At 61.6% G+C, this 26,098-nt stretch carries 20 protein-coding genes and 6 tRNA genes; 14 read left to right on the forward strand and 12 right to left on the reverse strand.

All coding sequences use genetic code 11. From position 1 onward, the window contains the following. Window position 1: 1 nt before the first annotated feature. The 9 genes from VES88_13675 to nhaA form a co-directional block, all read right to left on the reverse strand. The gene (locus VES88_13675) at window positions 2-817 is read right to left on the reverse strand and encodes a carbohydrate ABC transporter permease (protein HYN82545.1); all 816 of its coding nucleotides are present in this window, start codon (window positions 815-817) and stop codon (window positions 2-4) included. Further along, window positions 814-1,677 carry a sugar ABC transporter permease gene (locus tag VES88_13680; GenBank protein ID HYN82546.1) on the reverse strand — a complete coding sequence of 288 codons (864 nt, stop codon included), beginning with the start codon at window positions 1,675-1,677 and terminating at the stop codon, window positions 814-816. The genes VES88_13675 and VES88_13680 overlap by 4 nt, the downstream gene beginning before the upstream one ends. Next, window positions 1,667-4,267: a sugar ABC transporter substrate-binding protein gene (locus VES88_13685; GenBank protein ID HYN82547.1), complete on the reverse strand. Its 2,601-nt coding sequence runs from the start codon at window positions 4,265-4,267 to the stop codon at window positions 1,667-1,669. Before VES88_13685 ends, VES88_13680 begins: the two co-directional genes overlap by 11 nt. Window positions 4,268-4,290: 23 nt before the next feature. After that, entirely contained in the window at window positions 4,291-5,277 is a 987-nt protein-coding gene (locus tag VES88_13690; protein ID HYN82548.1) for a hypothetical protein, read from the reverse strand. Continuing rightward, entirely contained in the window at window positions 5,274-6,449 is a 1,176-nt protein-coding gene (locus VES88_13695) for a cellulase family glycosylhydrolase (GenBank protein HYN82549.1), read from the reverse strand. The genes VES88_13690 and VES88_13695 overlap by 4 nt, the downstream gene beginning before the upstream one ends. Beyond that, entirely contained in the window at window positions 6,446-7,510 is a 1,065-nt protein-coding gene (locus VES88_13700; protein ID HYN82550.1) for a glycoside hydrolase family 130 protein, read from the reverse strand. Before VES88_13700 ends, VES88_13695 begins: the two co-directional genes overlap by 4 nt. 3 nt (window positions 7,511-7,513) lie before the next feature. Then, window positions 7,514-8,383: a TIM barrel protein gene (locus VES88_13705; GenBank protein HYN82551.1), complete on the reverse strand. Its 870-nt coding sequence runs from the start codon at window positions 8,381-8,383 to the stop codon at window positions 7,514-7,516. Continuing rightward, entirely contained in the window at window positions 8,380-8,538 is a 159-nt protein-coding gene (locus tag VES88_13710; GenBank protein HYN82552.1) for a hypothetical protein, read from the reverse strand. The genes VES88_13705 and VES88_13710 overlap by 4 nt, the downstream gene beginning before the upstream one ends. Window positions 8,539-8,658: 120 nt before the next feature. Beyond that, window positions 8,659-10,023 (reverse strand): Na+/H+ antiporter NhaA, encoded by a 1,365-nt coding sequence (nhaA, locus tag VES88_13715; GenBank protein HYN82553.1) that lies wholly within the window; start codon window positions 10,021-10,023, stop codon window positions 8,659-8,661. A gap of 193 nt (window positions 10,024-10,216) precedes the next feature. Between nhaA and VES88_13720 the strand changes: the two genes are divergently transcribed. Genes VES88_13720 through VES88_13730 form a run of 3 tightly spaced genes read left to right on the forward strand, consistent with a single transcriptional unit; the run spans window position 10,217 to window position 15,067 of the window. Next, window positions 10,217-12,490, forward strand: coding sequence for a trehalose-6-phosphate synthase (locus tag VES88_13720; GenBank protein HYN82554.1), 2,274 nt, complete (start codon window positions 10,217-10,219; stop codon window positions 12,488-12,490). Then, window positions 12,474-13,280, forward strand: a complete 807-nt coding sequence (otsB, locus tag VES88_13725) for a trehalose-phosphatase (GenBank protein HYN82555.1) — start codon at window positions 12,474-12,476, stop codon at window positions 13,278-13,280. The genes VES88_13720 and otsB overlap by 17 nt, the downstream gene beginning before the upstream one ends. Continuing rightward, window positions 13,277-15,067 carry a glycoside hydrolase family 15 protein gene (locus tag VES88_13730; GenBank protein ID HYN82556.1) on the forward strand — a complete coding sequence of 597 codons (1,791 nt, stop codon included), beginning with the start codon at window positions 13,277-13,279 and terminating at the stop codon, window positions 15,065-15,067. The genes otsB and VES88_13730 overlap by 4 nt, the downstream gene beginning before the upstream one ends. A 33-nt stretch (window positions 15,068-15,100) precedes the next feature. Here VES88_13730 and VES88_13735 read toward each other — a convergent pair whose 3' ends face one another. Next, window positions 15,101-16,468: an ATP-binding protein gene (locus VES88_13735; protein HYN82557.1), complete on the reverse strand. Its 1,368-nt coding sequence runs from the start codon at window positions 16,466-16,468 to the stop codon at window positions 15,101-15,103. A 254-nt stretch (window positions 16,469-16,722) separates the two neighbouring features. On the opposite strand from VES88_13735, the gene VES88_13740 reads away from it, so the two are divergent. From VES88_13740 to VES88_13765, 6 genes are all read left to right on the forward strand, one after another. Further along, window positions 16,723-17,919 carry a hypothetical protein gene (locus VES88_13740; protein HYN82558.1) on the forward strand — a complete coding sequence of 399 codons (1,197 nt, stop codon included), beginning with the start codon at window positions 16,723-16,725 and terminating at the stop codon, window positions 17,917-17,919. Window positions 17,920-18,019: 100 nt separating this feature from the next. Continuing rightward, a tRNA-Glu gene (locus tag VES88_13745) sits at window positions 18,020-18,092 on the forward strand. A 79-nt stretch (window positions 18,093-18,171) separates the two neighbouring features. Continuing rightward, window positions 18,172-18,243, forward strand: a tRNA-Glu gene (locus tag VES88_13750). Window positions 18,244-18,287: 44 nt separating this feature from the next. Beyond that, a tRNA-Asp gene (locus tag VES88_13755) sits at window positions 18,288-18,362 on the forward strand. Window positions 18,363-18,404: 42 nt separating this feature from the next. After that, a tRNA-Leu gene (locus VES88_13760) sits at window positions 18,405-18,486 on the forward strand. A gap of 23 nt (window positions 18,487-18,509) precedes the next feature. Beyond that, window positions 18,510-18,581, forward strand: a tRNA-Thr gene (locus VES88_13765). A gap of 7 nt (window positions 18,582-18,588) precedes the next feature. On the opposite strand, the gene VES88_13770 is transcribed toward VES88_13765, so the two are convergent. After that, on the reverse strand, window positions 18,589-18,927 hold the full coding sequence (locus VES88_13770) for a hypothetical protein (GenBank protein HYN82559.1): 339 nt from the start codon (window positions 18,925-18,927) through the stop codon (window positions 18,589-18,591). Between the two features lie 194 nt (window positions 18,928-19,121). On the opposite strand from VES88_13770, the gene VES88_13775 reads away from it, so the two are divergent. The 5 genes from VES88_13775 (at window position 19,122) to VES88_13795 (ending at window position 25,522) form a co-directional block, all read left to right on the forward strand. After that, a tRNA-Gly gene (locus tag VES88_13775) sits at window positions 19,122-19,194 on the forward strand. Between the two features lie 38 nt (window positions 19,195-19,232). Continuing rightward, window positions 19,233-20,717, forward strand: a complete 1,485-nt coding sequence (locus VES88_13780) for an MATE family efflux transporter (GenBank protein ID HYN82560.1) — start codon at window positions 19,233-19,235, stop codon at window positions 20,715-20,717. A gap of 161 nt (window positions 20,718-20,878) precedes the next feature. Beyond that, window positions 20,879-21,994 carry an OmpA family protein gene (locus VES88_13785; protein HYN82561.1) on the forward strand — a complete coding sequence of 372 codons (1,116 nt, stop codon included), beginning with the start codon at window positions 20,879-20,881 and terminating at the stop codon, window positions 21,992-21,994. Between the two features lie 39 nt (window positions 21,995-22,033). Further along, complete coding sequence (locus VES88_13790; GenBank protein HYN82562.1) at window positions 22,034-24,691, forward strand: Ig-like domain-containing protein; 2,658 nt, start codon at window positions 22,034-22,036, stop codon at window positions 24,689-24,691. A 72-nt stretch (window positions 24,692-24,763) separates the two neighbouring features. Beyond that, window positions 24,764-25,522, forward strand: coding sequence for a sulfite exporter TauE/SafE family protein (locus VES88_13795; protein ID HYN82563.1), 759 nt, complete (start codon window positions 24,764-24,766; stop codon window positions 25,520-25,522). A gap of 9 nt (window positions 25,523-25,531) precedes the next feature. Here VES88_13795 and VES88_13800 read toward each other — a convergent pair whose 3' ends face one another. After that, the gene (locus tag VES88_13800; GenBank protein HYN82564.1) at window positions 25,532-26,041 is read right to left on the reverse strand and encodes a DinB family protein; all 510 of its coding nucleotides are present in this window, start codon (window positions 26,039-26,041) and stop codon (window positions 25,532-25,534) included. Between the last annotated feature and the right edge of the window lie 57 nt (window positions 26,042-26,098).

Here is a 26,098-nt window from a genome sequence, read left to right on the forward strand (position 1 = left end):
GCTATCCTTTTACTCCAGAGCTCGCAATGCTCTCGATGAAGTTGCGCTGAAGGAATGCGTAGGCGACGACGACGGGCACCACCAGGACCATCGCTGAGGCCAGTGACACGCCAACCGAGCCGGCGCCGCCGCCGAGTGCGAAGACGGTGAGCAGCTGCGGCAGCGTCATCAGCTGTTGCTCGCGGACCACCAACAGCGGCCAGAGCACCTCATTCCATGATCCCATGAACGTGAAGATCGCGACGATCGACAGCACGGGCTTCGACAGCGGCCAGAAAATCGTGAACAGGATGCGCATCTCTCCCATTCCGTCCATTCGCGCAGAGTCGATCAGAGACTGCGGGATCTGGAGAAAGAACTGCCTCAGCATCAGGATCGCGGTCGCGTTGAAGAGGTAGGGGACGATGAGCGCCGCGTATGTATCGATCCATCCGAGCTGAACGATGAGCGTGTACATCGGAATGAGCGTGAGCTGGCCAGGCACGAGGAGCACGCCAATCGTTGCGGCGTTGAGCCACGGGCGACCCCGGAAGCGCAGGCGAGCCATTGCGTATGCGGTCATCGAGCCGAAAACCAGCACCGAGAGCGTTATCGTGCCGGCGACCAATGTGCTGTTGATCAGCGCCCGGCCGAACGGCGCTCGCGCCCACATCGTGCGGTAGTTGTCGAGTGTGATGTTGTCGGGGATCAGCGCGAGTGTGCCGATTTCGGTTGGCGGCTTGAACGTCGCCGATACCATCCAGAGGAACGGGTAAATGAAGGTCAGCGCGGCGAGCGTGAGCCCTGCGTACAACGCAATGCGGCCGAGTAGCCTCATACGGCCTCCGCGCTGCCGATAACGCGCCTTTGAATGAAAACGACTGTCCCGATAATGAGCGCCAGTGCGACTCCAATGGTCGCAGCGTATCCCATCTTCTGATACGAGAACGCGTTCGTGTAGAGATACAGAACGATCGAGTATGTGCGTCTAAGCGGGCCCCCGCCTGTCATCACATACGGCTCGATGAAGAGCTGAAAGCCGTTGATCGTTGAAAGAGTGACGACGAGGATTGTCTGAGGGAGCAGCATTGGCAGTGTGAGATGCCGGAACCGCTGCAACGAAGTTGCGCCTTCGATCTCGATTGCTTCCTGACACGAGCGCGGAATGTATTGAAGGCCGGCAAGGTAGATGATCACGTAGAAGCCGACGTTCTTCCATGTCACCATCGCTGCGATTGCGGGCATCGCTGTCGTTGGATCGGTAAGCCACGGCACAGGAGCTACGCCGATGCGCGCAAGCAGCTTGTTGATCAGGCCGACGTCCGTTGCGTAGAGATTACTCCAGAGAATCGCGACGACAGCGCCGGAAATCACGACCGGAAGAAAGAATGCTGCCCGCCAGAAAGCGCGGAGCCGGAGGGGACGATTCAGAGCAACGGCGAGCGCCAGCGCGGTCGCGATCTGAAGTGGAACGTGAATGGCGAGAAAGACGAACGTGTTCCCGACTGCACGCCAGAATCGCGCGTCGTTCGCCAGGAACTGCACGTTGTCGAGGCCCGCGAAGGACGGCGGGGTTACCAGGTCCCAATGCAGAAAAACGAGCACGAGCGCAAACGCAATGGGATAGGCCGCGAATGCGAGCAGAAAGAGCGCGTACGGCGCCGCCAGCAGTGCTCCCGATCGCTGCTCAGCGCGCATTCACTATTTTCCTCGCTTCAGTCGCCGCGCGTGCCAACGCCTCGCGCACGGGAGTCTTTCCATAAATCGCCGCTTCTTCATACGCTTCGGAGATCAGGTCGAAGATCTCGACAATATCAGGGTCGAGATCGACGTCGCGTGTCCGGTCAACGTGCGTGGCGTAGGTTGCGAGCTTTGGCCGGCGCTTCAGGACGGCGGAAAAACGTGGATCCGCAGAGAGGCCGCGCCGGTAGGGGAGCTGGCTCGCCGTTTCGATGAGCATGCGGTCTGCTGCGGGGGATGTGAGGTAGGCAACAAAGCGGGCGGTTTCCTCAGGGTGCTTCGTGGTTGAAAAAATCGCGATGCTTCGCAGGTCAGCGAACGCGTAGCTGTCACCTGGCTTTGTCCCGTCCGCTGCGGGCACGGGCGTCACGTCGTATTGCAGGCCAGCGATCTTGATCTCTTCGAGCTCCTTGAGAAACCAGGGCCCGATGATTTTCATCGCGACTGTTCCATCGGCGAACGGGTCCCGTCCCAACGCGAAATTGGAACGAGGCAACACACCTTCATCGAAGCCGCGCCGCAATAGCGTCAGCGCCGCGACAGCCGCTTCGTTCTCGAACATGATCTTACCGCCAGTTACCAGCGTTCTCCCGCCGGAGCTCGCGAGGTACAGCGGATAGAAATCATAGAATCTCTCGAACCACGTAGTCTTCAGTGTCGCCCAGAACGCCCAGCGATCGAGCCTTCCATCCCCGTCTGTATCGCGTGTAAGCCGTCGCATGACATTGAGCAGCTCCGAGTGCGTGCGCGGAGGTGCGACGCCGGCCTCTCGGAGGAGGTCGACGTTGTACATCAGCATTTCGGGATTCGTCTTCCACGGAAACGCGTAGATGCCGCCATCGGGGAGACGCAGCGAGCTGAGCATAGCCGGACTCGTACGTTCATTCAGACGCGCATTCGTTGCCACGCGATTGTCGAGGCGGACCACTCCCCCTGCTCGCACGAGCCGGGACAAGAGAGCCGAAGATACGTTCGAGCTGACATCCGGAGTCGCCCTTGCGACAATTGCCGCCAGCAGAACTTCTTCCGTCGAGCGGCCGGCGGGGAGCGGCTGCACTCGGACCTGCACAGCCGGGTTCTCCTTGTTCCACTGCGCTGCAAGCGCGATTGCCAGCTGTGTTTCGGATGGGTTCGCGGCAGGCCAGTAGGTCAGCGTGATGGATTCGGCTCGTGTGCCGCCATCAGACGCGGTGCCGGCCCGATCAATCTCGAGCCCCGACTTTCCACTCTTCAGTACGATTCGCGCGCCGTCAGGGCCGGCGAACTCACGGCGATCCGGAATTGCCGCGAGAGATGGCGCGAGCGGGCCCACGGGGCGAAAGCGCATATACGCAGCCGCCTCCGGCCGGCTCGTGACCGCCTGAAGGGCGAGCAGTGCCTCGATAGTGGACTCCGCACCAGAGTTCCTGTTGAGTCGAAGCGGTGCCGGACCATCGATCCCGTCGAAAGTCAGTCCGGTCTTGGCGTCGTACATGGCCACGCCCGCTGGATTCGCGCCGAGGAACCATCCGCAAAGCAAACCACCAAAGACTGCGTAACGGTCGTCGCCAGTCGCGTCGGCGAGCGCCAGATATCCCTCTACCACCGTGCCAACACCGTACGCGATCTGCGGAAACCATTTCACCGTTCCATCGGCTGCAATCTCCGACGGGATCTGCCCGGCGAGCAGAAACCTCCCCCACGCTGCATCTGCTTCCTGTCTCGCGGCGACGGCGAAATCTGGCCGATTCAGAACGACAGCGGCGACTGCCAGCGCTTCCGTCGATCGCGCTCCCCACGCGTGCCATGCCGCGCCGGGCCTATCGACGCGCACGCCCCACGGAGGTGTCTGCACGTTGCCTGCTGCGAGCGGCACGAGCAGGGAAGCGGTCCTCGCGGCGAGAGATGCGAGCTCGGCTGAAGGCTCGGCGCGCTGCAATGCGAGGAGACCGAGCAGCGCTTCCGACGTCGCGGTGGCCGATCCGCCAATCAACGCTCCGTTGTTTACCTCGCGCGAAAGACGGGCAACCGTGCGATCGAGCACGGGACGCATGCTCGTCATCGTCGAGTCACTCGAGCCCAGCACGCGCACGCCTTCGCCCAGCGCCCACAAGGCGCGCGCGGCCCAGTATGACATGCTCTTCCGGCTGCTCGGCGCAACGAGGTTCAACCGACCAGTGGTATCGATGAAGTTGACGAACTCACCATCGCCCTGCTCCATCGCGGCGACGAACGCAAGCAATCCGAGAGCATCACGCCGCGCCGTGGAATCGCCGGTCTGCTCGAACGCGCGCAGATAGACGACCGCTGCACGCGCCGCATCGTCGACGGCCGCGATGCCTTCGTAACCGTCGCGCGCCGGCGATCCCTTGGGCTGATAGTCAGGCGCCTCGGCGTAGAGGGCGACGACGCGCACGGGCCGTCCGCCAACGTTCACGTCGAGACCCAGCCGCCGAAGATGATCGAGATTGATGGCGACGGGTGGCGGTCCGGGTGGCACAGGATCGATTTTCCTGCTGCAACCGCCGGCGATCGCGCACACGAGTGATATCGCGACAATGACTCGCACGCGTACGGCGCTCGCGCTCTCAATCAAAGCGGAACACCGCCCTGGTTCATCTCGATCGCGCTTTCGATGGAATCGACCAGGTCCCGTTTCTTCACGCGCGCGCCGGCTACTGCGACATCGGCTGCGCCATAGTACACGAGGAGCTCATCGCCGAGCTCGACCATGCCCTCCGGGAAAACGACTCGTATTCCGGTTATGAAGTTGGCGTGATCGACTTGAGGGACCTTGCCCAGCTCGATCTCGTACTCCGCTTCGGGTGTCAGTGCCGGCGTATCGGATACATAGCGGACCTTCTCCGGGCGTTTGAGATCGAGCACACACCATCCCATCGAGTAGACGTTGCCTTCTTCTATGGTAGTAGCACCATGGAAGGGCAACAGCCAGCCAATCCGTGTGCGGATGGGCGGCGAGCCCGCACCAACGCGCGAGCTGCGCCATGTATTCGGTTGCGGGCCAACCAGCGTTGTCCCGCTTGCCGGCCACTCGTCTTCCACTGACGATACCCGGACACACACGATGTTAGGCATCGGCCGATGAAGAATCACGTACTGCCCGTCGATCTTTTCCGGGAACACGACGCAATTCTTGTTTTCACCGGGAATGCGGGGTCCGTGGCGAACGTAGCGGTCCGGGGCAAGCAGGTCGTCGGTCGTGATCAGGCAGACTCGCGGGCCATTGGGCGAATGCCCGGTGTATGTGACTGCGTAGCGTCGTTCATCGCGAAGCCACGTAATCCGGGGGTCCTCGACCCCCCATTCCTCGTAAGACGCCTCGGGCGAAATCGCGGGGCGATCCCAGATTTCATCAATGCGCTCACCATTCGACGAAAGCGCGAGTGCGAGGCACGATCGGCGAGCCGATTCATCGTAGACGCGCACCAGCAACACGACGCGGCCGCTGGCATGATCGATTGTTGCGCCCGGGTTGAACGTTCCGGTGGCGCGTGTAAAAGAGATATCGGACGAACGAACCAGCGGATTCGAGGAAAAGCGCCCGAGAGGCGCGATCATGCTTGCGCCGACGAAAGCCAGCTCGCATAGAGCCGCGCGAAGTTCTCGGCAGGCGCGCGATGGTATTCGTCAGCGCTCACGTCGAGCGTGGGCGGGACTCCCCCGCCTGGTGGAAGCACTCCGGCGTCGCGACGCTTCCTGAAGCTCCGCCACACCTCTGCTGCCGGCTTCTCGCTTCCGTCTGCGCGCACGAGCCCAAATGTACGTTCGCGTACAGCGGTTGCTATGGGAGGTCGATCGAAGAGTCGAGAATCGTAGTCGCCGTAACACCAAGCGTACGCCCCAGCAGCTCCGGTTATCAGCAGTCGCTGGAGAACCGCGTCGTAGTAATTGGCCGCTTCATCCTCCGATGCCAGGTACTGAGAAAGCGCCTGTCCAAGAAAATCGTCGGTGATCGTCTGTCCCGGTTTACCCTGCGGTGCGGTGCACAAGCCGAATTCCTGCATCAGTACAGGCCGCCCACTCCCAGCGAGAGCAGACGTCAGCGCGCATGAGAACGGCACGAGCTCCGGGTCCAGGAACGAGCGCGCGACGTCGCTATAAAGCGGATATGCGTGCATCACGTCTTCGTCGGCGATTCCGGCTGCATCGTCGACACGCAGGCGGTTCTGAGCAGTCAGTGAAGGGAGATGCACGCCAATCTGAATCGGCACACCGGGAGCTTCGTGTCGTACCGCATTCGCGATTGTGGATGCCCAGAGCTTGCCCGCTTCTCTCGACCCTGGCTGCTGCGCGTCGTCGATCTCGTTCGTCAGATCGAAAGCGCGAATGGAGTCATCCCCGGCCAGTGCATGCGCGCACGTCGCCGCGAGCAGTGCCTGCGACCCGAGAATCGGGTCTGAGTACAAATCCTCCGGAATTCCGTGCGAGTCCAGCATCCATTCGGGCCACCAGAACCGACCGCTCATGTTGATGACGATCAGAGTGGGCACGACCCGAAGTCCGGCGTCCTTCGCTGCTCCTGCAACGTCAACGAGCCGTTCCACCATCGTCTCATCGACAGTCATCGGTGCCGGCAGGAAATCCTCAGTCAGCGCAAACAGTCGCACGACTTCGAAGCCGATGTCCGCGATCTGAGCCATTTCGTCGCGCACCTCGGCGATGTCGAACTCGCGCCACATGTACATGGCGCGTCTCCTCGGCCAGTAATTGATTCCGAGCTCGAATGTCACGCGCCGGTCATGCCGGCGAGAATATCCTCGAGATACAGATCTGCGACGGCCATCACACCGTCGGCAGCCCCGTAGTAGATCCTCACGAGATCGCCTTCGGCGAGGAGCCCGCAGGTGAACACCACTCCGCCGAAGAAGCCCTCACGCTCGTAAGGTGTTTCCGGTGACAGGATTGGGTCGCGCGAGCGCGCAATCACTTTTCCCGGATCATTCGCGTCGAGAAGCAGAGCGCCAAGGGAGTAAGTAGTCGTTGCGGCGGTTACGCCGTGATAAACCGCGAGCCAGCCCTCCACACTTCCTGTACTGACGCGAAAGGGAACCGCACCGCCGCCAATCTTTTCATCGTCCCACGTGCCTTCACGCGCGGTCGCAACGGATCGATGGCTGCCCCACGAGAGCATGTCCGGCGATGTCGCAATCCACATCGCGGGTTTTCCGAGACCCTCCGGCATCGGCCGGTGAAGCGCGACGTACGCTCCGCCAATTTTCTCGGGGAAGATCGTCACATCGCGATTGGGAGGAGAAAAGATCAACCCATGCCGCTCGAACGACTTGAAGTCTTTCGTCGACGCGAGGCCGGTGGTGATTCCGTGCGGCGAAACGGCGGTGTAGTTGATCCAGTACGTATCGCCGATAAGAGTGATGCGAGGATCTTCGACGCCATAGGATTCGTACTCTGTGGCTGCCGACAAAGCCGGCCGCGGCTCGACATCGAAATGAATGCCGTCGGTCGAACGCGCAACACGCAGGTGTGAGATCGATGTGAGCCACGTCTGGCCAGGGGTGTCGATGGACCTCGGATCACTCAAGTCGAGATTCGGCTCACCGCGCGACCAGCGCTTGATCTCGAGACGGCTCGAGCTCGGGTTGTAGACGGCCGCGGCTACTTCGTCCGATGGAATTCCTTTGGGAGCCTCCGACACGCGCAGGAGAAGAACCACGTCTCCATCGTGCCGTATCACCCCGGCGTTGAACACCCCCACGACTTCCAGGTCAGGGCTCGAGGCCCGAACCATCGCCGGTGTGAGAATTGGATTTTCGGGAGACCGCTCAACTTTCACGCGTTACACGCGACAGATCTGGATTGCCTCAGCGAGGGACGTCCGAGGGTCGCGTGTAGGAATGAACTCCTGCGCGACGTAACCTTTGAATCCCGTCTCGCTGATCGCTCGCATTATCGCCGGATAGTTGAGCTCCTGCGTAGCGTCGATCTCATGCCGGCCCGGTACTCCGGCAGTATGGTAGTGGCCGATGCATTTGGAATTGTCCCGGATGGTGCGGATCACGTCGCCTTCCATGATCTGCATGTGATAGATGTCGTAGAGCAGCTTGAAGCGCTCGGAGTCGAGCTTTCGCGCGAGGGCGACGCCCCAGGGCGTGCGATCGCACTGGTAGTCGCGATGATCCACCTTCGAGTTGAGAAGCTCCATGCAGATCGTCACACCGTGCTGCTTCGCCGCGGGCATGAGCTTGCCGAGCCCGCTTGCACAGCTGGCGAGTCCCTCCTCGTCGCTCTTCCCGTCACGGTTGCCGGAGAAACAGATCAGGTTCGGAATTCCCGCTGCGGCCGCGAGCGGAATCGCGCGCTCGTAAGCGGGCACCAGCCAGGCATGATTCGCCGCGTCGTTGAATCCGCGCGTCAGCCGAGTGCCCGGATCGGGAACCGTCGCATACCCCATCGCGCAGGTCAGCCCATGGCGGCGCGCAATCGGCCACTCCTCGGGCTCGAGGAGCTCCACCGAGTCGATCTTCAGCTCCTTTGCGGTGCGGGCAAGCTCGTCGACGGTGAATTTGCGAAACGGCCATCTGGTCACCGAATGCTTGAATGCAGCAGCGGCGCGAGATTCCGGCGCAGCGCCATGCGCGCGCTCCGCGCCGAGGAGCGATGCGGTGCCGGCCGCGGCACTCGTCGAAACGAAACGCCGGCGGTTCACGGGGTTCGCATTAGAGATTGCGACGCTTCAGTGCTTGCGTTGCGAGATCGGTCGGCCGCGCCGTGAGCGCCATACAGGTAATCGAGGGATTCTGGCTCGCCGAGCAGCCAGGCCGCGCGCTCGAGTGCTTCGCGGCGCGTCATTTCGGTGGTCATGCAGTCCCTCCGCGGTTCACGGGCGAATCTGCGGGGGTGCGACACTGACTGTCAAGCAAGCGGCGTCAAGCTACCAACACTGCCGGCACTCACCACGGGGGGGTTGCGCGGTCCCTGAGATCACCCCGACTTGCGCCCGTCCAGGTTTGGCGGACGTCGAAGGATTGACCATCCGACGATGCCGGCAATCACGGAAGCCGACAGAATTCCGATTTTTGCGGAATCGAGAAGCGAGCCACTCCCGAACGCGAGATTCGCTATGAAGAGTGACATTGTAAATCCGATACCCGCGAGCCAGCCAACACCGTGTATCTGGCCCCAGCCAACCTCCTCCGGCAGTACGGCGAGTCGCGTCCGGACTGATGCAAGCGATGCGAGTGTTACGCCGAGGACCTTTCCTGCCAGCAGGGCAATCACAATTCCGAAAACGACGCGCCATGAGACTGTAGAGAGCATCTCCGCGCTGACGGTCACACCCGCGTTGGCGAACGCGAACAAAGGCATGATCGCAAACGCCACAACTCGGTGAAGCGAGTGCTCCATTTTGAGCAGAGGAGACTGAACCTGCTCCACCGAGCGCTCGAGAGAGTGAAGGGCGTGTTGCTGTCCCGGGTTCGACATGACCGACGACGCATCGGGGTCGCTCGCACCGGCGAATTCATCGAGCGCGCGGCGGGCTTTCTTCAGAAATACATCCTCGTCAATCCGCGTCGTTGCAGGAATCGTCAGCGCGAGAAGAACCCCCGCGACTGTTGCGTGGACACCGGATTGCAACACTGCGTACCAGAGCGCCATACCCAGGAGTGCATAAACAGCAGGCTTTCGTACTCCTGCCCGGCGACATAGAAACAGCAGGGCCAGTACGACGGCCGGCGCGCCCAGGCTCCCTAACGAGATGTCAGCAGCATAGAAGATCGCAATCACCAGTACTGCGCCGATGTCGTCCACGATTGCGAGTGCCGCAAGGAATACCTTGAGCCCCGCGGGCACACGGGAGCCCAGGAGTGACAAGACGCCAAGCGCGAACGCAATGTCCGTCGCCATCGGAATTCCCCAACCCGATGCACCAGGACCGCCGACGTTAATAGCGCTGAAGATCAGCGCGGGAACGACCATCCCGCCGATTGCCGCCGCGACTGGAAGCGCAGCCTTTTGTCGAGACGCGAGCTCGCCCACCAGGAGCTCGCGTTTGATCTCCAGGCCTACGAGAAGGAAAAACACCACCATCAGCCCGTCGTTGATCCAGTGGTGCAGAGTCATGGTGAGGGCTGCGCCCTCGAAACCAACCGACAACGACCGTTCCCAGAGGTGGAAATAGCTGTCGCTCCAGGGCGAATTTGCCCACGCGAGGGCGAGCGCCGTCGCTGCGAGAAGAACGATTCCACCGGCCGATTCCGCTCTCGCGAACTCCTGGAACGGAAGAATGACGCGTTCCGCGAGGGGCGCCTCGACAGGGGTCTGTTTCTCTGCGGTTCGGGGTTCCAAGTCCGCGACACTCCAGGATAACGAGCGGTTGAACGACGCTCCTCGCACGAAAGATATTCGGGACACCGCGGGAGGGACGAAGCTACACTGGGTTCCGGCGCGCTCCTCGGCCATCCGGCGCGGATGGCCCGAGCGCTTTGGAGTATCCGCAAGACACTCCTGTGGCCGCGCATTTGCAGCCGCAAACTCGCGAATGAGACTGTCACTGCGATTCATCGTTCCGCTGGCGATTGCCCTCGCGGCGCTGGCGTACGGCGTGATTCCGCTCGTCGATCGGCTGACCCTGAAATGGTTCACCAGAGACCTAGAGCTCAGGTCGAGCCTCATTGCCAACGCCAGCGACGGGCCTCTCGGAGCTTTCGTCGCGTCGGGTAATCCCGGAGCGGTGCAACAGTATTTCGCTCGCATCGTTCGGGATGAGCGGCTGTATGGAATCGGGTTATGCCCGAGCCCGACGTCGCGCATAATCGCCAGCGCGCAGTTTCCACCCGAGATACGGTGCGATCGTTTCGCTCCGGATTCGGCGCTATCCGACGAAATTCTGAAAACGAACGCCGGGCCTCTCCTCGTTACGGTCAGATCCCTCGAGACCGCTATTGGTCCAGACGCGCGGCTCATCCTGCTGCACGACATGAGCTTCATAACGAGGCGCAGCGACGAGACGCGGCGATACCTCTTCTATCTGTTTGCAGGTCTCGCCGCGGTTGTATCCATCATTACGGTCGTCATCGCCCAGCTCAGCTGGAGAGGTTGGATCTCCGGACTTCGCGCAATTCTGAGAGGCGATGAGTCACGTGGACTGCTGACGACGGGTCCGGCAGAGCTGCAGCCAATTGCGAACGATTTGCGCGCCCTCATTCGCGACCTCGAGGCCGAGCATCGATTCCGGGACGAAGAGCAGCTCGCCTGGAGCGCCGACACTCTGCGTGAGATTCTTCATCGCGAGCTGCGAGGGCAGCAGGTGATCATCCTGTCCAATCGCGAGCCCTACATCCACGTGAGGCAGGACGGCCACATCGCGGTCCAGCGACCCGCGAGCGGACTGGTAACAGCTGTAGAGCCCATCATGCGTGCGTGTTCGGGCACGTGGGTAGCGCACGGGAGCGGATCGGCGGACAAAGAGGTTGTCGACAATCACGATCGCCTCGGCGTGCCCGCCGACGATCCCGCCTACTGGCTGCGTCGGGTATGGCTTTCACGCGAAGAGGAAGCCGGGTACTACTACGGATTCGCGAACGAAGGGCTCTGGCCGCTGTGTCACATTGCACACGTGCGGCCGACATTCCGGGCGACGGATTGGGAGCAGTACAGGAACGTGAACAGGAAGTTCGCGGAGGCGGCAGTTGCGGAGAGCAAAGGCAGCGATCCCATCGTTCTCATCCAGGACTATCATTTTGCCCTCGTCCCGAGGATGATCCGCGAAGTACTTCCTGCCGCGACAATCATAACGTTCTGGCATATTCCGTGGCCAAATCCGGAAGCGTTCGGCATCTGCCCGTGGCGGGAGCAGCTACTCGACGGTTTGCTGGGCAGCAGTATTCTCGGGTTTCACACCCAGTTCCACTGCAACAATTTCGTTGACACTGTCGACCGGCTTGTCGAAGCACGCGTCGATCGCGAAACCTTTACCGTGTCGCACCGGGAGCAGACCACGGCAATCAAGCGGTATCCGATATCGATCGAGTGGCCGCCGGACAAAGAGCTCATCGAGAAGCCCGTCGAGGTCTGCCGCGAGGAGGTGAGGCACCGCCACGGTCTTCCGCGCGATCACAGAATTGGCGTTGGGGTCGATCGACTCGACTACACAAAAGGCATCGAAGAGCGATTCCGCGCAGTAGAACGGCTTCTCGAGCTGAATCCCGACTGGATTGGCCGGTTCACCTTTGTTCAGATCGCCGCGCCAACGCGCGCGAGTATCGAAGATTATCAAGCCTACGAGCAGAGAGTTCGCTCGCTTGTAACGCGAATCAATACGCGATTCGACGGCGCCGTGCATCCGGCGATAATCCTATTGGTTCAGCACCACGAGCCGGCGGAGGTTTACACCTATTACAGGGCTGCCGACCTCTGTTTCGTCAGCAGCCTGCACGACGGGATGAATCTCGTGGCGAAGGAATTCGTCGCCGCGCGTGACGACGAGCTCGGCGTTCTGCTACTGAGTCAGTTCACTGGCGCCGCACGCGAGCTTCCTGAGGCGCTGATTGTGAATCCGTATAACGTCGAGCAGTGTGCATCGGCACTGAATACGGCTCTGACGATGCCAAAGCCGTGGCAGCGCACGAGAATGCAGCTGATGCGCTCACTGATCCGTGAGTTCAATGTCTATCGATGGGCGGGAAGAATGCTGATCGACGCAGCAGCGCTTCGCCGCCGCGGCCGCGTCCTCGGGAGCACTCCCGACGCAGCTGGCGCAGCTCACGGCGATGATTCACTCTCCCTGCGTAGCGCGAGTGGATCGTCGCCCTGACGCGCGACGCTCCGGCGAGCGTGTCGGAAAACCGCCGCCGGCCAGCATGGAGTGGGCCTGGTTCTTCGATATCGATGGCACCCTTGTGGAGATTGCCTCTCTGCCATCAGGAATCATCGTGCACGATGAGCTGTTGCGTGCGATCGCGCGGCTTCACGTACTCGCCGGAGGGGCGGTATCGCTGATCACGGGCCGAGCCATCAGTGATGTCGACCGGATCTTTGATCTGCCGGAGATTTCCATTGCCGGACAACATGGGCTGGAGCTTCGAGTTGCGGGCGGAGACATCACATTGCATGCTGTTGCCGAAGAGGCGCTTCGCCCCCTGCGTGATGAGCTCGGCAGCGCAATAGCAGGATATCCCGGACTGGTGGTGGAATTCAAAGGGATGTCAATTGCGCTCCACTATCGAATGGCTCCCGCGCTTGCGGCCTATTCTCACAGGCTTCTGCGCGGGCTCGGGGCGAAATACGCTCCGGATTTCGTAATCCAGAAAGGAAAGCGCGTTGTGGAGCTAAAGCCCGCCGGTGCAGACAAGGGAGAGGTAATCAGGAGACTCATGCTGACGGAACCCTTTGCGGGACGCACTCCCGTGTTTATCGGCGACGATCTTACCGACGAGGTGGGGTTTGCCATCGTAAATGAACTGTCGGGTTACTCGATCAAGGTTGGGCCAGGACCAACATGCGCTCGCTTCAGGCTGAGAACGGTGACGCAGGTGAGGCAGTGGTTGGCTGAAGGGATGAAACGTGGAGAACCATTCCGGTATCCAGATACGGGGAAGCAATGACCCTCCGGGATCTGGCGTTGCTTGGCAATGGCAACATTGGCGCTCTGGTGGACGGCCGTGGCCGCATTGGGTGGTGTTGTTTTCCGCGGTTTGATGGAGATCCCGCTTTTTGCTCGCTTCTCCGCAGCGACCGCACAGGCAGCGCTGACTTCGGGCATTTCTCCATCGAAGTCGAGAACGCTCAGCGAACGGAGCAGGAATACGTTCGGAACACTCCCGTCCTCTGCACGCGCGTGTTCGATGCGACCGGCGGATCGGTGGAGATCACCGACTTTGCGCCGCGGTACAGGCAGTACGGCCGCGTGTTCGCGCCCATGATGCTGATCCGTCAGCTGAGGCCGCTTTCGGGAAACCCGCGTATCCGAGTTCTGTTGCGGCCGGCGAGCAGTTACGGGCGCGCGCCCATGACGTTGAAACGCGGGAGCAATCACGTCGCTTATGCCGGCGACGGCGTAACGCTTCGTCTCACGAGCAACGTTCCGACGACCGCAATCGTCGAGGAAACGGCATTCTTTCTGGATGGGCCGGCAAGCCTGATGCTGGGGCCCGACGAGACGGTCAATGAGAGCGTCGTCGAGCTTGGGCGTCACATGCTCGAGGAGACAATCGCGTACTGGCGCGAATGGGTGCGCGCTCTGGCTATTCCGTTCGAGTGGCAGGACGCGGTCATCCGCGCGGCGATCGCGCTCAAGCTCAATGTTTTCGAGGATACCGGTGCGATCATCGCCGCCATGACGACCTCGGTGCCTGAGGCTCCACGCACCGGGCGTAACTGGGATTACAGATACTGCTGGCTTCGCGACGCATACTTTGTCGTCAATGCTCTGAACCGGCTCGGCGCAACACGAATAATGGAGCGGTACCTCGCGTTCACGCTGAACATTATCGCCGGCGTGAGTGACCGCCGACTCAAGCCGCTCTACACACTCACCGGCGGTCCGGTGCCGGACGAAGTGGAGCTCGAGTCGCTCGACGGTTATCTGGGCATGGGTCCGGTGCGGGTTGGAAACCAGGCGTACCACCAGATTCAACACGACGTTTACGGGTCGGCAATTCTTGCCGCACCACACGTTTTCTTCGACGAGCGTCTGGAAAAGAGGGGCGACGCCGAGCTTTTCTCGCGCCTCGAAGTGCTCGGCGAGAGTGCAGCTGAGCTTTTCGATAAACCCGACGCGGGTATCTGGGAGCTGAGAGGTGTCCGGCGCGTTCACACGTTTTCCAGCGTGATGTGCTGGGCTGGGTGCGACCGACTGGCGCGCATAGCCACGCACGTCGGACTCGGTTCTCGCGCGGACCACTGGCGGTCGACCGCGGATCGGATGCGCGAGACGATTCTCGAGCGGGCCTGGAGCTCCGAACGCAACTCCTTCACCGGAACGCTGGACGGCGGTTCGCTGGACGCCAGTCTGCTGCGGCTCAATGACGTCGGGTTCATCGCTGCGGACGATCCACGATTCCTCGGGACGATCTCGGCGATCGAGACCAGTCTGCGACGCGGGACCTTTATTTACCGCTATGCGGAGGAGGACGATTTCGGAGCTCCGCAGACTGCTTTTCTCGTCTGCACCTTCTGGTACATCAACGCGCTTGCGGCCACCGGCAGGAAGAGCGAAGCTCGTGAGCTGTTCGAGAATATTCTCGCCTGCCGAAATGCGCACGGTCTGCTCGCGGAGGACATCGATCCGATGAATCTCGAGCAATGGGGGAACTTCGTGCAGACTTACAGCATGGTTGGGATCATCGATTCAGCGGCGCGGCTGTCGAAGCGATGGGAGGATGTGTATTAGCCTGCGTGCTCTATGAGTCTCCCTCAGAAGTTGCTACACGGTCGGAATCGCGAAGGTGAATGACGATCCCTCGCCCGGCTTGCTCTCGACATGGATCTTTCCACCGTGTGCCTCGACGATTCCTCGAACAATCGACAAGCCCAGGCCGGTTCCCAGACTCGCACCGTCGTGTGCCTGCCAGAAAGGCTCGAAGAGGCGCGGAAGATCTTCGGCCGCGATTCCCGGGCCCGTGTCCTTTACCTCGAACATCACGCGCCGGGCGCTATCGGGTTTTGCGGAGACATCGACTCGACCACCCTCGGGCGTGAACTTCAACGCATTGCCGACAAGGTTTGAGAAAACCTGCAGCAGACGATCGCGATCCGCCGACAGCGGCTCGATCGCGCTATCCACGTCCCAGGTGAGCTTGACGTTTTTGGCGCGTGCCTGCGGATCGAGAAGCTCGGAGGCTTCCGCGAATATTGCATCAGGCGTGACGAGCGCACGGTTGATTGGCAGCGAGTGGCCCGACTGGACTCGCGCGGCGTCAAGCAGATCGTGAATCAATCGGTTCATCCGTTCGACGGTGCGCGATATGATCGCAAAATGGCGTCGGCGGTCGTGTTCCTGCAAAGGAGTGGTTGCCAACAGATCGGCGACCATGCCGATCGTCTGCAGAGGGTTCTTGAGATCGTGCGAGACGACGCGGAGCATCTGATCGCGGTATCGCACGGCTTCTCCGGCTTCTGTGGCGGCGATGTTCAGGCGGCGGACGAGCGTCGCAACTACAGTCGCGACCGCGAGGGCAGACAAAGCGAGGAACAACACGACTACTGTTGCCAGACGCTCGTCGCTCATGACGCGCCTCCGGAGTGCTCCCTCCGCGCGAACGACAGCCGCATTGGCCCGGTCGGCGGCGACGAGCACTCCATCCACGCGCCGCTCCCCGTCCACGAGCGACTTAATGAGCTGCTCCCGTGACCGTCGCCCGGCTTCCGCTTCGCGCGGCTCGGCCAGCCACGCCTCCTTCCGCGCCTCGAGTTCTGCGACAGCTGAAGCCGCTTCCGAGCTGAGCTGTCCAGCGAGCACGCGCAGCCGCTGGGATGCCTGTTGATCCTTCTTCAAGCCCGTGCGAAAATCATCGAGAAACGCTTCGTCGCCTGTCAGCTCGAATCCGCGTATTGCGGCCAGCTCTGACGCAAAGGCGTTCTGAACCTCAAGCAAGGCGGTGCGTGCGGGGAGTGCGACGTCAGCGACTCGCTCGCGCAGGTGCTGGGTTCGCTCGCGCAGCCAGAGAGGGACGATGACGAGAGCAAAGAGAAGCACTCCGGTAGCGACGATCATGTGACTCATCCACCGCCGCGCGGGTTCGCGGCGGTCGCCGCGTTGGGTGATCGGCGCTTCTTCTTTCGAGTGCGTCACGTTGCCCGCATCGCCTCCTCCTGCAGGACCGCTGCTTATACCCCGAATAGCCAGGATTGTGTCTCTCGGGCGATGTTGCGTTTGCGCGACGCCAGTTCCATGTTCGCGTGACCACGCGGAGGCGACGATGCGCTTTTCACAAACGAATCCCAGGCTGAACCGCTATCCGTTTGACGGTCGTGCGCCGCTGGCTATTCCCATTGCTGCGATGAGCTCTCGTTACAGTTACAAATAATCAGGGGAAGAAGGCATCCATGATACTCATGACGAAATTCCGCAGCGTGGGTGCCGCGCTGCTGGTGTTGTCCGCATTCGGCGCGCGAACGGGTTCAACGCAAACGCGCACGATCGCGCCCGTACTCGCTTTCCCTGAGCCGGGCCTTGACGATCCCGCAGCCTATCAGGGATACCAGACGCGGTTTTTTCGAGACGCGCTAGGAAACGTCATCCAGATATACCTCGACACCAAGAGTGGACGCGTCGTCAATCTTCTTGCCGACGCGGCCAACGAGAGTGTTGGCTTCACGGTCCGTGATGCAGGAGGCAAGCCGATTCGGCTCGAGTTCGCGTCGCAGACGGCCGCAATTTCAACGTCGCCGCACTGGACCGCGGAACAGCCCGGCAGACACCGCACAATCGAGTACACACTCGTTGCCAACGCACCGAGAGTCGACATCGGCTGGATCCTCCTCGGCTCAATGCGCGTCGAACGCGATCTCCAGTACTCTGGCCGGCATCTCGAGCCGTACTCGACGCCAACATTCCGTCTGCCGGAGCAGGAAGAGCTGATCGAGAATCTTGAGCAGCTTCCGGCGGCCGAGCGCGATCGGCAATTGCGGATGCTGCGCGCAAGAGACGTTTCGATGCCTCGCGCACGGCTCAACCCGGTGATCGTTGCGCGCGGCGCGACCATGCGGGCAGGCCCGGGTGCCAGGGTGTCGCAGACCGCGCTCGACGGCCAGACTCGTCTCGAGCTCGATCTGTCCATCGATCCGGCAAATGCGACAATCACTGTCGCGGGGCCGGTCGTGTCGATCCGTGCAACACGCGGAGCGCCGATCCGATTCACGGTTCAGGTGTCGACGGATGCGCCGTCACTAACGCCCCTATCGCGAACGGAGATATTCAACGCCGAGTTTCTCCGCTTTCTCGCGAACGCGCGCGCCGAATCTCGTCGTGCATCAGGGGCAGGGTCATCTGCGTCAGGACCCGTAGCCCGCTACCGGCGCCTCGAACGCGAGGCACTCATGGTCGAGACGCTCAGCTCCAGAGAGAAGCTGATGGCCGGGCTTCCGAACTACGCGACGTATTTCGGACGCGACATGATGATGACCTCGCTGATGATGGAAGCCATCTGGTCGAACGCCATGTTCGAGCACGTCATCGCCAGTGTGCTGCGGAAGCTCGGCCCCGGCGGGGACGTGAGTCACGAGGAGGCACTGGGCGGGTAATGTCCGATTTTGAGGGACACTACCCCAGCGTGGCGGAGCTTTGAAATGGTATTTGTTCGGTTTATACTTCAAGGCTGCACGTCTCACATCGGGATTTTGCGGCGCTATCGTCTAGGGGACTAGGACGGGGCCCTCTCAAGGCCCAAACACGGGTTCGAATCCCGTTAGCGCTACTGGACGATTGGGGGCTGTTCTTGCGGTTGTTCTTGCACTTTCTCCGCAGCTCGCAGTCCGCAGTCCGAAGTGGTTGTTGGCCCCATCGTCTATCGGTTAGGACGGCACCCTTTCACGGTGCAGAGAGGGGTTCGATTCCCCTTGGGGCTATGGTTTTGTGGTGACGGCGCGCAGTGAATGTGCGCGCAGAATGAGGGGCCGTAGCTCAGTTTGGTTAGAGCACTCGACTGTCACTCGAGAGGTCGCGGGTTCGAGCCCCGTCGGCCCCGTATACATACGCAGATCCGCAGTTCGCAGTTCGCAGTTGTTGTGCCCTGGTGGTGAAATTGGTAGACACGCCATCTTGAGGGGGTGGTGCCGAAAGGCGTAGCGGTTCGAGTCCGCTCCAGGGCATTGGCAAAGTACGCGCTTCATCAGCCACCGTAGCTCAGGGGTAGAGCTCTCGATTCGTAATCGAGTGGTCGTCGGTTCAAATCCGACCGGTGGCTCTCTCCCCTATCTAAGCCACCCTTTTTTCTCCGGCTCCCGCTGCAGCTCTTCGAGCTCGCCTTCCCGCGCCGTAAGCTCCTTCTGCAGACGCTCGTTTTCCTCCTGCAAGTCGTCCAGGAATCTGCCGCGCAGCTTCGCTTTCTCGAACGCCTCGAGTGACGTGCGCCTCAGCTCGATGTAACCCTGCGCGAGCTTCGGCAGCGCGCGTCGCGCGAACGTCAGGAATTCAGCCTGATATTCGGAGCAGGTTTCGCATTCCGCCGGGTCATGCTCGATCAGAGGAGAGAGTGAATCGAGCTCAAGAGCCTGCTGGGCGAGGGCTTCAAGGTCGCCGTCCATGGCCATTGTCGTAATATGTACGACCCGACCGTCATCGCGGGAGTAGTGATGCGGGCGAGAGGCTCTCACTCCGCACCGCCGTTGCTTCCGCGATCGTGATCGCCGCGGTGGCACTGATCACAACCGCTCGAAGCTCGCGGGCTCCGCCGGCTACTTGATGGGGCGCACGCCGCGGCTACATTGACAAGGTTGCGTCATTCGCGGGCGTAATTCAGTTGGTAGAATGCCAGCTTCCCAAGCTGGACGTCGCCGGTTCGAGTCCGGTCGCCCGCTCTCGTGATCATCCTTTGCTCGAATCACGGCCAACCGTCGTGACGGACGTCACTGCGCCTGCCGAGATCGAGATTCCGTCGGCGCCACCGGTAGCGCCCGCACAAGCCACGCGGCGGTACGACCGATCCATCGTTGAGGGCCCGCTGCGCTCCGCGGTATGGAAAATCGCCTGGCCGTCCATGCTCACGAACATCATCGGCGGCGTTCAGGGCATCGTTGATCAGGTACTGGTCGGCCACCTGGTTGGATTCACTGGCAACGCCGCCATCGGTGTGGCATCGCAGATCTTCATTGTCGTTATCGTCTTCCTCATGTCGCTTTTCACCGGCATGAGCGTGCTCGTCGCGCGCTTTGCTGGGGCGGGAGACGAGGACAAAGTCGATCGCGTGGTCTATCAGGCCTTCATCACGGCGATCGGCATTGCGGTGCTGATCATGGCGCCAATTGGCTATTTCCTCGCGCCGTCGCTTCTCGATTTCGTCAACGCTGCGCCGGCAGTGAAGGCGGAAGCGCTGCCGTTCCTGCGCATCATGCTCATGTTCTCGAGCGGCATGCTCGTCTTTTTCATGCTCGGCGGCGCGCTTCGGTCAGCCGGGGACGCGCGAACGCCGATGGTCCTTGGCATTGCTCTCACCGTTTTGAACATCGTGTTCAACGTGATCCTGATTAGCGGCCTCGGTCCGATTCCGGCCTTCCGCACCGCGGGCGCCGCGATGGGAACCTGCCTCGCGTCCGGACTCCTGGCGATCTACTCCCTAGTGAAACTGATCAAGGGCGGCTGGGTCGTTTCGTTTCCCAGGAGAGGGAGCGGCGCGCTGGCGCCGGATTGGACGATCATCAGGTCACTCTTCCGGTTCGGCCTGCCAACCGGCTTTCAGGGAATCGCGATGAACGTGGGCGGTGTCCTCATGCTTGCGTTCATCGGATCAGTCGCGCAGAGCGCCGCCGCGCAGGCTGCATTCTCGGTGTCGTATTCTCAGCTGTTCTCACTGATCACCTGGACTTCCGTCGGACTCATGGGAGCCGCAGCCGCTGTTGCCGGGCAGAACCTCGGCGCAGGCAAGCCCGATCGCGCAGAAGAGGCCGTACACGTTGCGGCGCGCATCGGAGTCGTCGGAGCAGCGTTCGTCGGAACCTTCTTTCTCTTCTTCCCGCGACAGCTGCTTGCGGTTTTCGGCATGAACGAGCCCGCGGTAGTCGAGATCGGTACACAGCTTCTGCGCGTCCTCAGCGTGTCCGGCCTGTTCATCGCCGTCGCGATTACGTACACGGGGGGATTGCAAGGGACAGGGGACACGAAGAGTCCGCTCTATATCTCGATCGTTTCCCAGATCGTCGTACCCCTCGGCATCTGCTTCGTGATCCAGCAGACCGGGACCCTCCAGCCCCTTCATATCTGGATTGCAATTCTGATCGGCCACGCGACACGGTGCCTGCTGAGCGTTCTGCGGTTCAACCAGGGTAAATGGCGCGGCATCGCGGTGGACATTGCGCCGCGGACAGAGCAGGCGCCACGCGCATAATTCTTCTTGCGTAGGGCGCGTCCGGGCATTTCCTTTCACCGGGCATCCTGCAGTCTTCGCCGCGGCCGATTCCAGTCGGCCGCCTGTGCATAAGTGCCCAGCCCGGCAGGTTGGGCATTTCTTGTACGCTGGCTCTTCCGCACCGCTTTCAAGGACAATTGATGCGTCGCCTGGTCCGTTCGCTGCTCATTCTCGGTCTGGCAGCTCCACTAAGTACGCTCGCCTCTCAGTCGGTTGCCGCGAGCACCGACGGGAGTCTCGGTGGAACGCGAGAGGTTGGATTGCTCGTCGTGGGCCGCGTTCTCTCCACCGAGTACAGCGTGAGTGACGGCCGCTCGGCTATCGGCGGTGCGGCCTCCTTCGCGAGCCACATCAATCGGTTCCTCGCCGTACAGGGAGCGTTGGGTGTCGCTTACAGCAGTCAGGAAGCGACCTACTACAAGCCGCCACTCTTCGCTTTCACCCCGATACTTTCACTCATTCTTCAGATGTCCACCGCCAACGATTTCCAGCCTTACGCGCTGGTCGGGGCGGGCTACGAGTTCATCAGGTACACGCATTCCCGCTGCGATTGTGAGCAGAGCAGGAGTCTCGGAATTGGAAACATTGGCGGCGGGATTCGGAAGATGATCCGCGGCCGGCAGGCCTTCAAAATCGAGGCGTCCAGTCAGATCGGATCGGGAGGTCCCGCGTTCAGCATCGGAATGGGTGCATCGTTCTTCGTGGGCGGATCTCCGGGCCTCGTCCGGAAAACCGACCCTCGTCCGCCGACCGTCATCCGTCCCGACCCCCAGGTCATTCCTCCGCAGCGCACAACACCGGTGCAGACTACGCCCAGGCCACAGCCGGCGCCTCCGCCGGCGGCAAGGGTAATTCCTCCCGCTGCTCCGCCCGCCGCGCCCGTCGCGCCCGCGCGCAATCTCGCCGGCACGGTCCTCCTCACAATCGACGGCACTCAGGTCGACTTCAACAGACCGGCGTGGCGGACTGACGCTGAGCCGCTCCTCGACGGACTCGCGGTGGATCTCGTCTCTGACGAAGGCGAGAGAATCAAGATCAACATCGAGGCGCACACCGACAACATCGGCTCGCAGGCAGGTAACGTCACGCTCGGTCTCGACCGCGCGAAGGCGGTGCGCGAATTCCTGATCAACCAGGGCATAAACGCCGACCGAATTACCGTCTCGAGCCTCGGCGGCAGCGTTCCGGTCGCCGCGAACAATACAGCACTCGGCAGACAGCGAAACCGTCGCATCGTAATCCGGAGAACCAACTAGATGCGCGCGGCGTTCCAAACGACAATGAGGCAGCTGGGAATGAAGAATAGTGTTTTGTTCGCGTTCGCCTTTTCAGCAACGTCGCTGGCGATTGCGGGCTGCGCCGAGCTGACGGGGCCGGAGTCGCCGGAGACGCCGATCAACGTGACGGCGACGGTGCTGGCCGGCGGCACGTCGGTACGCATCGACTGGCAGCCAAGTCCGCAAAGCGACGGCGTCATCAGCTATAACGTCCTTCGAAACGGGACGAAAGTCGGTGAAACGACGGGGACGACTTTCACGGATACCGGCCTCGCTGAAGTGGCGACGTACGAGTACTCGGTGTCGGCGAACTGCACGTCGGGTGAATTGTCCGAGCCATCGCCGGTAACCGCTGCCTCGACTGTCACGACACTCGATCTTACGCCGCCCCGGGTGATCAACAACCAGCCTCCAAACAATTTCAACGGCGTTTCCCCAGGGGCGACTGCAACGGCAACGTTCAGTGAACCGATGGATCCCGCGACGATCAATACCACGACCTTCACATTGCGGGTTACCGGAACGGGCGCAGCGATTCCGGGGACGGTTACATACAACGCCACAACGCGGCTTGCGGAGTTCAAGCCGGCAAGCCCAATGCCGAGCTCGACCAACGTTACAGCGACTGTTACGACCGGGGCCAAGGACGCTCGCGGCAACGGCCTCACGGCGAATTTCATCTGGGCGTTCACCATCGCGGACGTAGCAGCGCCGACGGTGATCGCCACGACTCCGACGAATGGCGCCGCAGGCGTCTCGCCAACTGCGCCAAACATCACCGTCACGTTCAGTGAGCCGATGGATCCCAACACCATCAACTCGGGCTCGTTCACGCTCCGTGTGACGGGCGGAGCGGATGTGCCGGGTACGGTTGTCTACAATCCGGCAACGCGAGTCGCGACGTTCACGCCGAACGCGCCGCTTACGTCAGGAACGAGCTACACGGCTACAGTCGCTGCAACCGTGCGGGACGTGGCGGGCAATTCACTTGGAACTGCCGTTCAGTTCTCATTCACGACCGGCGATATCGATGCTCCACGTTTGGTCCAGACTGCGCCCGCCAACCTGGCGACCGGGGTGGCGACCAATGCCGTTGTTACTGCGCGGTTCAGCGAACCGATGGACGTGAATACGATCAACACGACGACGTTCACGCTCAGGGTGTCCGGGACGAACGCGCCGGTGGCGGGTAGTGTTGGATACAATGCCGCCACGAACACAGCAACGTTCACTCCGACTGCCCCTCTGTCGCCGAGCACGGGCTACATCGCAGCGGTCACAACGGGGGCAAGGGACGTAGCGGGCAATGCGCTTGCGCCCAGCGTGGTCCCAAACCCGTGGACGTTCACGACTACGGACAACGTTCCGCCGACCGTGACCGCTGTGTCTCCGACAAACGGCGCGACCGGTGTCGCCACGAATACAGCGGTAAACATCACCTTCAGCGAGGCGATGGACGCAAATACCATCAACGGAGCGACAATCACGCTGAGGAACCCGAGCACGAGCGCGCTGGTTGCCGGGGTTGTTACCACCGTTGGCACTACCGGGGCGAGGTTTACCCCGAGCGTGGCCCTCGCTGCGGGGACGACTTACAGCCTCACGGTAACGACGGGGGTGAGTGACGTCGCAGGTAACGCGATGGCTGCGCCGTTCACGTCAGGCTTCACGACGGCACCAGCGATTGACAATACAGCACCGACAGTCACGGGCGTATCGCCGGCCAATGGCGCGACGGGTGTCGCCACGAATACAGTGGTGAATATCACCTTCAGCGAAGCGATGGATGCAGGCACCATCACCGGAGCTACAATCTCGCTGAGGAACACGGCAACGAGCGCAGCTGTGGCCGGGGCTGTGAGTCTGATCGGGACGAATGTGGCGAGGTTTACCCCGAACGTGGCGCTCGCTGCGGGGACGGGCTACACCGTTACGGCGACAACCGGAGTGAGGGACGTCGCAGGCAACGCGATGGCTTCGCAGTTCACGTCTACTTTCACCACGGTGGCGGCACCTGATAACACGGCTCCAACGGTCATTTCTGTGTCGCCGGCAAGCGGCGCGAATGCGCCGCCGAATACAAAGGTGTACGTCACGTTCAGTGAGCCGATGGACGCCACCACGATCACCGGCACGACCTTCACTCTCAGGGTTACGTCGCCGTCGGCGGCCGTCGCCGGGACGGTGAGTTATAACGCTGGAATGAACATGGCGATCTTCACGCCGACATCGCCGCTGGCCGCCAGCACCGGCTACACGGTCACGGTGACGACGGCTGTCGAGGACGTTGCCGGCAACCCGCTGGCGTCGCAGTTCACCTCGACCTTCACGACGACCGCCGGTGCCGATGCGACGGCTCCGACGGTGACTGCTGTCACACCCGCGAACCTGTCAACCGGTCAAACCGTGAACTCGCATGTCCAGATTACGTTCAGCGAGGGAATGGATCCGACGACGATCACGGGGACGACGTTCACCGTGAGAGTCACCGCGACGAGCGCTCTTGTGACTGGAACCGTCAGCTACACCCCCGCCAGCAATGTTGCGACCTTTACGCCAACGGGAGGTCTGACGCCGAACACGAACTACACGGTCACTGTAACGACCGGAGTGAGAGATCTGGCGCAGAACGCGATGGCGGCACAATTCACGTCGACGTTCACGACGGCACCATAGACTGTCTGCAGCAGACAGCACAACGGCCGCGCATCGAGTGATGCGCGGCCGTTTGCACATATATTCTCCACGATGACTGCACTCGGTGCCGCCCTCGCCCTGCTCGTCGGTCTCGTCCTTGGTCTCCTCGGCGGCGGCGGCTCGGTGCTCACCGTGCCAATCCTTGTGTACGTGCTGCACGTTCCAGTGAAGCCGGCGATTGCCATGAGTCTCCTCGTTGTCGGTCTCGTGGCGATGATCGGATTCCTGTCGCACCTGCGGCAACGCACTGTCGCAACCCGAGTAGCGCTCATCTTCGGGCCGTTTGCGGTGATCGCCGCGTATCTCGGTGCGCGGCTGGCGCAGCATGTGTCGTCTCAGCTTCAGCTGATACTCTTCGCGCTCATCGGGTTGGTGGCCTCGGTGCTGATGCTGCGCGGCGGACTGAAGCGAGGCTGGGCGGAGGCCTTGCCGTACGAGCTTAGCTCCGACGCGCGCACGACCACCTTCCTTGCACTCGAGGGGCTCGCCGTCGGGTTCCTGACAGGCCTCATTGGAATTGGCGGTGGCTTTCTTATCGTCCCGGCGCTCGTGCTGGTGGCGAAGCTGCCCATGCGCCTCGCAATCGGGACTTCGCTGCTCGTCATCATGATGAATGCGCTGAGCGGGTTCGCCGGCTACCTGGGCCACGTCACGATCGACTGGAGTCTCGTTGGCTGGTTTACTTCAGTGGCGGCGGTCGGCAGCATCATCGGGACTCTCCTCAGCAAGCGAGTCCCTCAGCAGGGCCTGAGGCATGTGTTCGGTTATCTGCTCATGGCGGTCTCGATCTACGTGCTATACCGGCGCTGAGCCGCGGACTCAGCCGCGATTGATCAGCGAATAGTTCAGAAAGTCGACGTTCGGCGGCGTGTGTCCGGCCCGCCGCAGCGCGGCAATGATCTGCGCACGCGTGTGCGTTCCGTGATTCGCGACGTGCATAAGAAGCTTCCACAAGGGAAGCGAGTCTGACCGCCCCGTTGGGAGAGTCCACGTCCAGATGTCCCGAAGCTTGTCGTCGTTCAGGCCATTGACGCATTCGGTCGCCTGCGTGTCGATGCTCGCCCACCGCTCGCGTGCCTTGCCCACAGTGTCGATCGACTCGCCCGTTACGTTCAGCTGCTGCGCTAGCGTGACCGTCAGCGAGCCGTCGAACCATGAAAGCCAGCGCAATTGGGCCGCCATGAGGTGTGCGAGATTGTCACGGATAGACCCGTGCCCGCTGCAACCGGGCTCGGTGTACTGTTCGGGCGTGAGCTGCTCGAGGGCGTCGAAAACCCGGGCTGTCGCCCAGGAGCTGTACGCGAAATAGGTTTTGATTAGCTCGAACACCGACAGTCCTCCTTCACAGTCAGCACCGTGACTTTGACTCTCTCCGGAGGAAGGAGT

Source organism: Gemmatimonadaceae bacterium (genome assembly GCA_035633115.1).
GTDB lineage: Bacteria > Gemmatimonadota > Gemmatimonadetes > Gemmatimonadales > Gemmatimonadaceae > UBA4720.

Coding starts and splice junctions, on each gene's coding strand:
- VES88_13675 (HYN82545.1), bottom strand. CDS start 817: ATGAGGCTACTCGGCCGCATTGCGTTGTACGCAGGGCTCACGCTCGCC.
- VES88_13680 (HYN82546.1), bottom strand. CDS start 1,677: ATGCGCGCTGAGCAGCGATCGGGAGCACTGCTGGCGGCGCCGTACGCG.
- VES88_13690 (HYN82548.1), bottom strand. CDS start 5,277: ATGATCGCGCCTCTCGGGCGCTTTTCCTCGAATCCGCTGGTTCGTTCG.
- VES88_13710 (HYN82552.1), bottom strand. CDS start 8,538: ATGACCACCGAAATGACGCGCCGCGAAGCACTCGAGCGCGCGGCCTGG.
- VES88_13720 (HYN82554.1), top strand. CDS start 10,217: ATGAGACTGTCACTGCGATTCATCGTTCCGCTGGCGATTGCCCTCGCG.
- VES88_13730 (HYN82556.1), top strand. CDS start 13,277: ATGACCCTCCGGGATCTGGCGTTGCTTGGCAATGGCAACATTGGCGCT.
- VES88_13740 (HYN82558.1), top strand. CDS start 16,723: ATGATACTCATGACGAAATTCCGCAGCGTGGGTGCCGCGCTGCTGGTG.
- VES88_13770 (HYN82559.1), bottom strand. CDS start 18,927: ATGGCCATGGACGGCGACCTTGAAGCCCTCGCCCAGCAGGCTCTTGAG.
- VES88_13785 (HYN82561.1), top strand. CDS start 20,879: ATGCGTCGCCTGGTCCGTTCGCTGCTCATTCTCGGTCTGGCAGCTCCA.
- VES88_13790 (HYN82562.1), top strand. CDS start 22,034: ATGAAGAATAGTGTTTTGTTCGCGTTCGCCTTTTCAGCAACGTCGCTG.
- VES88_13795 (HYN82563.1), top strand. CDS start 24,764: ATGACTGCACTCGGTGCCGCCCTCGCCCTGCTCGTCGGTCTCGTCCTT.